The sequence below is a fragment of the Rhodospirillales bacterium genome (assembly GCA_016699855.1).
Lineage (GTDB): Bacteria > Pseudomonadota > Alphaproteobacteria > Reyranellales > Reyranellaceae.
In genome coordinates, this window is the sequence record CP064988.1 from 3,167,285 (window position 1) to 3,178,946 (window position 11,662).

General features: G+C 69.7%; 7 protein-coding genes and 1 pseudogene. 7 read left to right on the top strand and 1 reads right to left on the bottom strand.

The genetic code is table 11. The annotated features are described in order from the left end of the window. Positions 1-358: 358 nt before the first annotated feature. The 6 genes and pseudogenes from sucC (at position 359) to IPK81_14905 (ending at position 9,655) form a co-directional block, all read left to right on the top strand. Entirely contained in the window at positions 359-1,555 is a 1,197-nt protein-coding gene (gene sucC, locus IPK81_14880) for an ADP-forming succinate--CoA ligase subunit beta (protein ID QQS10906.1), read from the top strand. After that, positions 1,555-2,433, top strand: a complete 879-nt coding sequence (sucD, locus tag IPK81_14885; protein QQS10907.1) for a succinate--CoA ligase subunit alpha — start codon at positions 1,555-1,557, stop codon at positions 2,431-2,433. Before sucC ends, sucD begins: the two co-directional genes overlap by 1 nt. Positions 2,434-2,518: 85 nt before the next feature. Continuing rightward, positions 2,519-5,419 (top strand): annotated as a pseudogene (locus IPK81_14890) (2-oxoglutarate dehydrogenase E1 component). Positions 5,420-5,493: 74 nt separating this feature from the next. After that, positions 5,494-6,714, top strand: a complete 1,221-nt coding sequence (gene odhB / locus IPK81_14895) for a 2-oxoglutarate dehydrogenase complex dihydrolipoyllysine-residue succinyltransferase (GenBank protein QQS10908.1) — start codon at positions 5,494-5,496, stop codon at positions 6,712-6,714. Positions 6,715-6,742: 28 nt separating this feature from the next. After that, on the top strand, positions 6,743-8,155 hold the full coding sequence (locus IPK81_14900; GenBank protein ID QQS10909.1) for a dihydrolipoyl dehydrogenase: 1,413 nt from the start codon (positions 6,743-6,745) through the stop codon (positions 8,153-8,155). A 273-nt stretch (positions 8,156-8,428) separates the two neighbouring features. Continuing rightward, on the top strand, positions 8,429-9,655 hold the full coding sequence (locus tag IPK81_14905; GenBank protein ID QQS10910.1) for a CoA transferase: 1,227 nt from the start codon (positions 8,429-8,431) through the stop codon (positions 9,653-9,655). 367 nt (positions 9,656-10,022) lie between these two features. Here IPK81_14905 and IPK81_14910 read toward each other — a convergent pair whose 3' ends face one another. Beyond that, the gene (locus tag IPK81_14910) at positions 10,023-11,234 is read right to left on the bottom strand and encodes a CoA transferase (GenBank protein QQS10911.1); all 1,212 of its coding nucleotides are present in this window, start codon (positions 11,232-11,234) and stop codon (positions 10,023-10,025) included. A 232-nt stretch (positions 11,235-11,466) separates the two neighbouring features. Between IPK81_14910 and IPK81_14915 the strand changes: the two genes are divergently transcribed. After that, positions 11,467-11,658: a hypothetical protein gene (locus IPK81_14915; protein QQS10912.1), complete on the top strand. Its 192-nt coding sequence runs from the start codon at positions 11,467-11,469 to the stop codon at positions 11,656-11,658. The last annotated feature ends 4 nt before the right edge of the window (positions 11,659-11,662 follow it).

Below are 11,662 nucleotides of genomic sequence, written 5' to 3' on the forward strand. Positions count from 1 at the left end.
GGGGCGGGCGATTCACCGCCCGCGGGCGCGGTCGCCGGCGATTCGAAACCTCGGGTTTTCCGGCATCGGATGGCTTCCGGGCCGCGGCGCGATGGGCGATTCGGCGTTTGTATATTGTATTTTGTATACAATATACAAAATCGGCCTCCGACGCCTGTTTCTCCGCGGTGACTGGCGACGTGGCGCGGCCGAAGAATAGCCGGCGGCGGCGGATAGACATTGCGAACCCGCCGCAAAGTGATAGATTGCCCCCGCATCGAGGGTGGGTTTTCTATAGCAACCGACCATTGCCGCTGGCCGTTCCCGGCCGAATGCCGAGCCGGCCCGCGATGCGCCCGAACCCTGCCGACAGGTTTCCATGAACATCCACGAATATCAGGGCAAGGCGCTGCTGGCCAAACTGGGCGTGGCGGTCCCCAAGGGCTTCGTCGCCTACACCAAGGACGAGGCGGTCGAGGCGGCCAAGAAGCTGCCGGGCCCCGTCTACGTGGTGAAATCGCAGATCCACGCCGGCGGCCGCGGCGCGGGGCGCTTCAAGAACGATCCCAACGGCAAGGGCGGCGTGCGCGTCGTCAAGTCGGTCGAGGACGTCGGCGTCCAGGCGGCGGCGATGCTCGGCAAGACGCTCGTCACCAAGCAGACCGGTCCGGCGGGCAAGGAGGTCAAGCGCGTCTTCATCGAGGAAGGCGTCGACATCAAGCGCGAGCTGTATCTCTCGATCCTGCTCGACCGCGCCACCGGCCGGAACACCATCGTCGCCTCGACCGAGGGCGGGATGGAGATCGAGAAGGTCGCGCACGAGCACCCCGACCGGATTCTCAAGGTCCAGATCGATCCGGTGGCCGGCTACCAGCAGTACCACGGCCGCAAGGTCGCCTTCGCGCTGGGGCTGGAAGGCAAGCAGGTCGGCGCCGCGGTGAAGCTGCTGGGCGCGCTGTACGCCGCCTACATGCGGCTCGACTGCTCGCTGCTCGAGATCAACCCGCTGATCGTCACCGGCGCCGGCGAGGTGGTCGCGCTCGACGCCAAGGTGAACCTCGACGACAACGCGTTGTACCGCCACCCGGAGCTGGAGGCGCTGCGCGACGAGAGCGAGGAGGATCCGGCCGAGCTGGAGGCGGGCAAGCACGCGCTGAACTACGTCAAGCTGGACGGCAACATCGGCTGCATGGTCAACGGCGCCGGCCTCGCCATGGCGACGATGGACATCATCAAGCTCTACGGCGGCGAGCCGGCCAACTTCCTCGACGTCGGCGGCGGCGCCACCAAGGAACGCGTCACCACGGCGTTCAAGATCATCCTCTCCGATCCCAACGTCGAGGGCATCCTGGTCAACATCTTCGGCGGCATCATGCGCTGCGACGTGATCGCCGAGGGCGTGGTCGCGGCGGCGCGGGAGGTCTCGCTGCACGTGCCGCTGGTCGTCAGGCTCGAGGGCACCAACGTCGATCTCGGCAAGAAGATCATGAAGGATTCCGGCCTGCCGATCCTGTCCGCCGACAACCTGGCCGACGCCGCCGAGAAGGTCGTCACCGCCGTCAAGGAGGCGAAGTGATGGCCGTCCTGGTCGACAAGAACACCAAGGTCATCTGCCAGGGCTTCACCGGCTCGCAGGGCACGTTCCATTCCGAGCAGGCGATCGCCTATGGCACCCGGATGGTCGGCGGCGTGACGCCCGGCAAGGGCGGCAGCAAGCACCTCGACCTGCCGGTGTTCGACACCGTGCAGGAGGCGGTCGCTAAGACCGGCGCCAACGCCACCGTGATCTACGTGCCGCCGGCCTACGCCGCCGACGCCATCCTCGAGGCGATCGACGCGGAGATCGCGCTGATCGTCACGATCACCGAGGGCATCCCGGTCAACGACATGATCCAGGTGAAGCGCGCGCTCGCCGGCTCGAAGTCGCGGCTGATCGGTCCCAACTGCCCCGGCGTGATCACCCCGGGCGAGTGCAAGATCGGCATCATGCCGGGCCACATCCACAAGCGCGGCCGCATCGGCATCGTGTCGCGCTCGGGCACGCTGACCTACGAGGCTGTCGCGCAGACCACGGCGGCCGGCCTCGGCCAGACCACCTGCATCGGCATCGGCGGCGATCCGGTGAACGGCACGAACTTCGTCGACTGCCTCGACATGTTCATGCGCGACCCCGAGACCGAGGGCGTCGTGATGATCGGCGAGATCGGCGGCGACGCCGAGGTCAAGGGCGCCGAGTACCTGCGCGCGTCGGGCGCGAAGAAGCCCGTCGTCGGTTTCATCGCCGGCGTCACCGCTCCGCCGGGCCGCCGCATGGGCCACGCAGGCGCCATCATCTCGGGCGGCAACGACACCGCCGATTTCAAGGTCGCCGCGATGCGCGAGGCCGGGATCCACGTCGTCGACTCCCCGGGGTCGCTCGGCAGCGGCATGCTCGAGGCGATGCGCAAGCGCTGATCTAGTTTCCGGTCCGCCGCCCCGGGCGCCGGACCGGCCGCCGTCAACAGCGGAGGCGGCGCCCTGGCGCGCCGACGGGCGACACATGGCACAGACGGAACGCACCTCATTCCTGCACGGCGCCAACGCCGCGTTCATCGAGGAGCTGTTCGCGCGCTACGCGGCCGACCCCTCGTCGGTCGACGAGAGCTGGCGGGCGCTGTTCGACGAGCTGTCGGACGAGCAGCAGGCGATGCTGCGCGCCGCCACCGGCGCGAGCTGGGCGCCGCGGTCGGCGCGGGTCATCGGCGTGGTCGACCCCGACGCGCGGCCGGCGGCGGCCAACCGGAACCTCAAGGCCGACGCGCCGGCGGAGGCCGCGCCGGCGGCCGGCGCGACGCAGGAGCAGGTGCGCGCCGCGGCGCTGGATTCCGTGCGCGCGCTGATGCTGATCCGCGCCTTCCGCATCCGCGGCCATCTCCAGGCGACGCTCGATCCGCTCGGCCTGACGCCCAAGGCCTACCACCCCGAGCTGGATCCGAAGACCTACGGCTTCGGCGACGGCGACTACGACCGGCCGATCTTCATCAACGGCGTGCTCGGGCTCGGCGACACCGCGACGCTGCGGCAGATCATGTAGCGGCTCGACAAGACCTATTGCGGTCCGATCGGCGTCGAGTTCATGCACATCGGCGATCCCGAGCAGAAGGCGTGGATCCAGGAGCGCATCGAGAACGTCGAGAACCACACCGACTTCACGGTGAAGGGCCGGACCACGATCCTGCAGCGCATCATCGAGGCCGAGCACCTCGAGAAGTACCTGCACGTGAAGTTCGTCGGCACCAAGCGCTTCGGCCTCGACGGCGGCGAGTCGCTGATCCCGGCGCTGGAGCAGATCGTCAAGCGCGGCGGCCAGCTCGGCGTGAAGGAGGTCGTGATCGGCATGCCGCACCGCGGCCGCCTGAACACGCTCGTCAACATGATGGGCAAGAGCTACACGGCGCTGTTCTCGGAGTTCCAGGGCAAGGCGTCGCACCCGGAGGAGCTGCGCGGCTCGGGCGACGTGAAGTACCACCTCGGCGCGTCCTCGGACCGCGAGTTCGACGGCAACACCGTCCATTTGTCGCTGACCGCCAATCCGTCCCATCTCGAGGCCGTCAATCCGGTGGTGCTCGGCAAGGCGCGCGCCAAGCAGGACCAGCGCGCCGACCGCTCCCGCGAGCAGGTGATGGCGATCCTGATGCACGGCGACGCCGCGTTCGCCGGGCAGGGGCTGGTCGCCGAGTCGCTCGACCTCAGCGACCTCGCCGGCTACCGCGTGGGCGGCACCATCCATTTCATCGTCAACAACCAGATCGGCTTCACGACCTCGCCGACCTACTCGCGCTCCGGTCCGTACTGCACGGAGGTCGCGAAGATCGTCCAGGCGCCGATCCTGCACGTCAACGGCGACGACCCAGAGGCGGTGGTGCACTGCGCGCGCATCGCCACGGAGTTCCGGCACAAGTTCAAGCGCGACATCGTCATCGACATGTTCTGCTACCGGCGCTACGGCCACAACGAGGGCGACGAGCCGATGTTCACCCAGCCGATGATGTACAAGAAGATCGGCCAGCATCCCTCCGTCCAGGAGGTCTACGCCCGCCGGCTGGTCGCCGAGGGCGTGCTCTCCGAGGACGGCCTGGCCGGCATGATCGGCGAGTTCCGCCAGCGGCTGGACGACTCCTTCGCCGCCGCCGCCTCGTTCAAGCCCAACAAGGCCGACTGGCTCGAGGGCAAGTGGACCGGCATGACGACGGCGCCCGGCGAGGAGGACCGCAAGGGCGACACCGCGGTGCCGCTGGAGTCCCTGCGCGAGGTCGGGCTCGCGATCTCGCGCAAACCCGCCGACCATGACACCAACCGCAAGATCCTGCGCCAGCTCGACGACAAGCGGAAGATGATCGAGACCGGCGAGGGCATAGACTGGTCGATGGGCGAGGCGCTCGCGTTCGGCACGCTGCTGACCGAGGGCACGCCGGTGCGGCTGAGCGGCCAGGACTCGGGCCGGGGCACGTTCTCGCACCGCCACTCCGTGCTCGTTTGCCAAGGCAGCGATGCCCGACATGTGCCGCTCAACGCCATCCGCGACGGGCAGGCGCGGTACGAGGTCATCGACAGCCCGCTGTCGGAAGCCGGCGTGCTGGGTTTCGAGTACGGCTACTCGCTGGCCGAACCGAACGCCCTGGTGTTGTGGGAGGCGCAGTTCGGCGACTTCGCCAACGGCGCGCAGGTCATCATCGACCAGTTCATCTGCTCGGGCGAGAGCAAGTGGCTCCGCTTGTGCGGTCTGGTGATGCTGCTGCCGCACGGATACGAGGGCCAGGGCCCCGAGCATTCCTCGGCCCGCCTCGAGCGCTTCCTCCAGCTCTCGGCCGAGGACAACTGGCAGGTCGTCAACGTCACCACGCCGGCCAACTACTTCCATGTGCTGCGCCGCCAGGTCCGCCGCAGCTTCCGCAAGCCGCTGATCGTGATGAGCCCGAAATCGCTGCTGCGGCACAAGGATTGCGTGTCGACGCTAGCCGAGATGGGGCCGGGCACCAGCTTCCACCGCATCCTGCCGGAGACGGACAAGCTGGTCGCCGACGCCAAGGTCCGGCGCGTCGTGCTGTGCTCGGGCAAGGTGTACTACGACCTCGTGGCCGAGCGCCGCGCGCGCAAGATCACCGACGTGGCGATCGTGCGGGTCGAGCAGCTCTATCCGTTCCCGTTCACGGCGACGTCGAAGGAACTGCGGCGTTACCGCAACGCCGAGGTGGTGTGGTGCCAGGAGGAGCCCGAGAACATGGGCGCGTGGCATTTCGTGGACCGGCGCATCGAGCGCGCGCTGGCCGAGCTCGACGTCAAGGCGAAGCGGCCGGTCTACGTCGGCCGCCGCGAGGCGGCGTCGCCGGCCGTTGGTCTGGCGAAGCTGCACGCCTTGGAGCAGGCCGATCTGGTCAACCGCGCGCTGACGGTCGGCTGAGGCGCGCCCGGCGGATTCAGGAGAGGGCGGCGGGCGGCGCTGGAGCGGCGCCGGCGGCCCGGACAGAGGGCGACATGGCGATCGAGATCAAGGTTCCGGCGCTCGGCGAATCGGTCACCGAGGCGACCGTGGCGCAGTGGTATAAAAAAGAGGGCGACGCGGTCGCCGTCGACGAGGCGCTGTGCGCGCTGGAGACCGACAAGGTCACCGTCGAGGTGACCGCCAGCGCCGCCGGCGCCCTGTCGCGCATCGTCGCCGCCGAGGGCGCCACGGTGCCGGTCGGCGCGGTGCTGTGCGAGATCGAGGCCGGCGCCGCCGGCGCGGTGTCGAAGCCCGCCGCCGCCCCGGCCGCCAAGCCCGCCGCGCCCGCGCCGGCCGCCGCGCCCGCCGCCGTCGTCAACCTCGCGGCCTCCGGTCCGGCCGCGCGCAAACTGGTGGCCGAGCGCCAGATCGATCCCGCGGCGGTTGCCGCCACCGGCAAGGACGGCCGCATCACGAAGGCCGACGTCATCTCTTTCCTAGCCGCTCCGCCCGCCACCGCCGCGCCGGCCGCCGCGCCCGCGGCCGCGCCCGCCGCGCCGCGTCCCGCCGCCGCGCGCGAGGAGCGGGTGCGCATGACGCGCCTGCGCAAGACCATCGCCGCGCGGCTCAAGGAGGCGCAGAACACCGCCGCCATGCTGACCACCTTCAACGAGGTGGACATGACGGCCGTGATGGCGCTGCGCGACCGCCTCAAGGAGGATTTCGAGAAGCGCCACGGCGTGAAGCTGGGCTTCATGAGCTTCTTCGTGAAGGCGAGCCTGGCGGCGCTGCGCGAGATCCCCTCGGTCAACGCCGAGATCGACGGCGACGAGCTGGTCTACAAGAACCACTACGACATCGGCGTCGCCGTCGGCACGCCGCAGGGCTTGGTGGTGCCGGTGCTTCGCGACGCCGACGCGCTGGGCTTCGCCGGCGTCGAGAAGGGCATCGCCGAGCTGGGCCGGCGCGCCCGCGACGGCAAGCTGTCGATCGCCGATCTCACCGGCGGCACGTTCACGATCTCCAACGGCGGCGTCTACGGCTCGCTGATGTCGACGCCGATCCTCAACCCGCCGCAGTCCGGCATCCTCGGCATGCACAAGATCCAGCAGCGCCCGATGGTGATGGCCGACGGCAAGATCGAGGCCCGCCCGATGATGTACCTGGCGCTCAGCTACGACCACCGCATCGTCGATGGCCGCGAGGCTGTCACATTCCTCATACGCGTCAAGGAATGCGTCGAGGATCCGGAGCGCCTGCTGCTCGAGGTGTGAGCGCCGGCCCGCGACCGAGGACACCGACATGGCCAGCGAAACCTACGATCTCGTCGTCATCGGCGCCGGACCGGGCGGCTACGTCGCCGCGATCCGCGCCGCGCAGCTCGGCATGAGGGTGGCCTGCGTCGAGAAGCGCGCGACCCTGGGCGGCACCTGCCTCAACGTCGGCTGCATCCCGTCGAAGGCGCTGCTGCAGTCCTCGCACCTGCTCGAGGAGACCGCGCACGACCTGAAGGCGCACGGAATCACGGTCGGCGGCGTGTCGTTCGATCTGGCGGCGATGATGAAGCGCAAGCTCGACGTGGTCGGCGCCACCACCAAGGGCGTCGAGTTCCTGTTCAAGAAGAACAAGATCGCCGCGTTCACCGGCGCCGGCCGGATCGCCGGTCCCGGCGCGGTCGAGGTGGTCGGCGCCGACGGCGCGGTCGCGGCGACGCTGGCGGCGAAGAACATCCTGATCGCGTCCGGGTCGGAGGTCATGCCGCTGCCGGGCGTGGCGGTCGACGAGAAGACCATCGTGTCGTCGACCGGCGCGCTCGAGCTGGAGGCGGTGCCGAAGCGGCTGGCGGTGATCGGCGCCGGCATCATCGGGCTGGAGCTGGGCTCGGTGTGGCGCCGGCTCGGCAGCGACGTGACGGTGGTGGAGTTCCTCGACCGCATCGCGCCGGGCATCGACGACGAGGTGACCAAGCATTTCCAGCGCGCGCTGGCGAAGCAGGGCCTGAAGTTCAAGCTCGGCCGCAAGGTGACCGGCGCGGTGACGGGCGCCGGCGGCGTGACCGTGACCCACGAGCCGGCCAAGGGCGGCGCCGCCGAGACGCTGGAGGTCGACGTCGTGCTGGTGTGCATCGGCCGGCGCCCGTACGTCGAGGGACTCGGCCTCGACAGGGCGGGCGTCAAGCTCACGCCGCGCGGCCGGATCGCCGTGGACGCGCATTTCCAGACCTCGGTGCCGGGAATCTACGCCATCGGCGACGTGATCGACGGACCGATGCTGGCGCACAAGGCCAGCGAGGACGGCGTCGCCTGCGTCGAGACGCTGGCCGGCCAGAAAGGCCATGTGAACTGGGATCTCGTGCCGTCGATCGTCTACACCCAGCCGGAGGTGGCGTGGGTCGGCCGGACTGAGGAGCAGCTCAAGGCGGCGGGCGTAGCGTACAAGATCGGCAAGTATCCGTTCACCGCCGACCCGCGCAGCCGCGCCAACGGCCGCACCGAGGGTTTCGTGAAGGTGCTGGCCGACAAGGCCACCGACACCGTGCTGGGCGTGCACATCATCGGCGCCGAGGCCGGCACGATGATCGCCGAGGCGGCGCTGGCGATGGAGTACGGCGCCTCGGCCGAGGATATCGGCCGCGTCTGCCACGCCCATCCGACCGTCAACGAGGCGCTCAAGGAGGCGGCGCTCGCCGCCTGGGACAAGCCGATCCACCTGTGACGCGGCGGCGCGCGCGGCGTCCGCCGTTACGCGCCCTCGCCGAACGACCTGAATTGGTAAACCCGCGTCCTGCATGTCGTCGACCGTCGGCTTGGGCGCATCGCGACGCGATATCGTCCGCCGATTTGTCTGCGCTTCCGCGCCGAGCCCCCGGACGCCGGCCCAACCTCGTCTCGACGTGGCATGGCAGCGTCGCGGCCGGTGGCGATTGACCGCCGCCCGCGGCGTCGCGAAGCTTCGCGCGACACAGAGTCCGCGAGCCGGGAGCGCGCCATGCCGTCGAACGACGCCGACACCGACGACCAGCCCTTCGCCGGCCTGCGCGTGCTGGACATCGGCAGTTTCGTCGCCGGACCGGCGGCGGCCACGATTCTCGGCGACTACGGCGCCGACGTCGTCAAGATCGAGCCGCCGGGCGAGGGCGATCCTTTCCGCGCCTTCCACGCCTCGCACGGCGTGCCGCGGCACGAGGTCAATTTCTGCTGGCACCTGGCGTCGCGCAACAAGCGCTCGCTGGCGCTCGACCTGAAGAGCGCCGATGGCCGCGCCGCGCTCGACCGGCTGGTGGCCGGCGCCGACATCCTCGTCACGAACTATCCGCCGGGGGTGCGCGCGCGGCTGCGGCTGCGCTACGCCGATCTGGCGCCGCTCAATCCACGGCTGATCTACGCCTCGCTCACCGGTTACGGCGAGAGCGGGCCGGACTCGACGCAGCCCGGCTACGACGCGACGGCGTATTTCGCGCGCTCCGGCCTGCTCGATTCGACCACCTACGAGGGCGCGCCGCCGTCCTTCTCGGTGCCCGGCGCCGGGGACCATCCCACCGCGACGGCGCTGTTCGCGTCGATCATGCTCGGCCTGTGGCGGCGCGAGCGCACCGGCAAGGGCTCGGAGGTCGGCACCTCGCTGCTGGCCAACGGGCTGTGGGCCAACGGCGTGCTGGCGCAGGGCGCGCTGCTATCGGCGGTGCTGCCGCAGCGGCCGCCGCGCACGCGGCCGCGCTCGGCGCTGGCCAACCAGTACCGCACGAAGGACGGGCGCTGGATCAACCTCGCGGTGGCGCGCGAGGAGAAGCTCTGGCCGGTGTTCTGCGGCGCCATCGGCCGGCCGGAGCTGGTCGAGGATCCGCGTTTCGCCGACACGCCGACGCGGCGCGCCAACGGCGCCGCGCTGACGGCGATCCTCGATCCGCTGTTCGACGCGCGCACGCTCGACGAGTGGCAGGCCGCGTTCAAGGCCGTCGGCATCACCTACGGCGTCATCAACCGGCTGGGCGATGTGGCCGAGGACGCGCAGGCCGTCGCCGCCGGCGCGGTGGTCGCCACCGCCATCCCCGGCATGCCGCGCACCATCGCCAATCCGGTGCGCGCCGATTTCGCCCGCCAGCGCGCCGCCACGCCGGCGCCGGCGCTCGGCGCCGACAGCGACGCCGTGCTGCGCGAGGCCGGCTTCGGGCCGGACGAGATCGCGGCGCTGCGGCGGAGCGGCGCGGTGGGGTGAGCGGGGTTCCATATCTGGCGCCATCGTTTTTTCCCTCTCCGCCGCGCAGCGGGGAGAGGGAAGGGGCCCGCGCGTAGCGCGGGAAGGGTGAGGTGGTCGTCGTATCGCCGGTGATGCGAGTTAGGGAGTACGTGTGCCGGTATCGAGCCTTGGCAGGTCGGTGAAGATTCTCGATAGGGGACGCGTCGATTCTCCGCGCACATTCCCTTCGATGCGGACACCACCTCACCCTTCCCATCGCGCTACGCGCGACGGGCCCCTTCCCTCTCCCCCGCTGCGCGGCGGAGAGGGAACGAGTCGTGACGGAGTAGTGTGAGTCCGATAGGGGCCGCGTGAGGGGTGTCGGCGCCGCGCGCGAGGCGGCGCGTCAGAGCGTGATCGCCGCGCCGCTGGCTTTGAGGGCGGCGACCTCGGCGTCGGACAGGCCGGCCTCGCGCAGGATGGCGGCGGAGTCCTCGCCGAGCAGCGGCGCGCCGCGGAGGTGGCGGCTGGGGGTCTTGTCGAACTTCACCGGCGGCTCGACGTTGAGCAGCTCGCCCTCGCTGTGGTGCTCGACCTTGCGGAACATGCCGCGGGCCTTCATGTGCGGATCGTCGATCACCTGCGCCAGCGTCTTGACCGGCGTCGCGGGGATCTCGGCCGCCTCCAGCGCCGTCAGCCACTCCGCCACCGTGCGGGTCGGCGTCACCTCGTCGAGCATGGCGTAGAGATCGCCGATATGCAGCGAGCGCTGCGCCATCGTCGAATAGCGCGGGTCGTCCATGATCTCCGGCCGCCCGGCCAGCGTGAAGAATTTGGTCCAGTGCCGGTCTGTGTAGGGCAGGATCGCCAGCCAACCGTCCTTGGCGCGGTAGGGCTTGCGGTGCGGCGAGGTCAGGCGCGAGTAGCCGAGGTCGCCGTCGTCGCGGTAGGTGCGCTCCCACAGATGCTCGAGCGCCAGCCACGAGGCCATGGTCTCGAACATCGGCACCTCGACCTTCTGGCCCTCGCCGGTGCGCACCTTGTGCATCAGCGCGCACAGGATGGCGTAGGCGAAGGTCAGGCCGACGGTCTTGTCGGCCAGCACGGTCGGCGCGTATTTCGGCACGCCGCCGTCGACGCCGTCGAACGCCGTGCCGGCGACCAGCGCGGCGTAGCCGGAGATCGCCTGGATGGCGTCGTCGTAGGCCGGCCGGTCGCCATAGGGGCCGTCGAGCGAGTAGCCGTAGGCGCCGGCGTAGACGATCGACGGGTTGATCTTGACCAGGTCCTCGTAGGCCAGCCCGAGCTTGGCCATGGCCTGCGGCCGGAACGAGTAGACCAACGCGTCGGCCCGCGCGATCACCTTGAGCAGCGCCGCCCGCGCCTCGGGCCGCTTCAGGTCGAGGCACAGCGAGCGCTTGTTGCGGTTCACGAACAGGTGGTGCGGGCCCATCCCCTTGGTCGCCTTCGACCGGCCGACGTGGCGCGTCGTGTCGCCGGCCGGCGACTCCACCTTGATGACCTCGGCACCCTGCTCGGCCAGCATCATGGTCGCGAACGGGCCGAGCGCGACCCCCGTCATGTCGACGATCCTCAGCCCGTCCAGCGACCCGGCCATGCCTAAACCCCTTCGAGCATGTGAAATTTTCCCGATCATGGCCGGCCGCCAGGGGGCCGTCCATCATCGAAGGGATCGCCGGATTTTCAGCCGGAGAACGCTATAGATTGATATTATACACGGTTATAGAATGTAATTAGCAAAATTTACATCGTAGAAATAGTTAAACTAAATTGTAACCACCCATGGAGATGTTTAATTCCTTCCGAGCAACAGTTGGCCGAGGAAGAAAATGGTCGCGATGACCGATCCGGATACGCCCCGACAGCGCGGTCGTGCCTCGGCATACACCACGACGACGGTCGGCGACCGCCTGCGCGCCTGGCACGCCGCCAGCCCGAAGGCCGTCGGGGCGGCCGCGCGGTTGGTCGAGGTGGCGGGCTGGATCGCCGTCTATGTGCTCGTCCGCTGGTTGGGGGGCTAGCCGC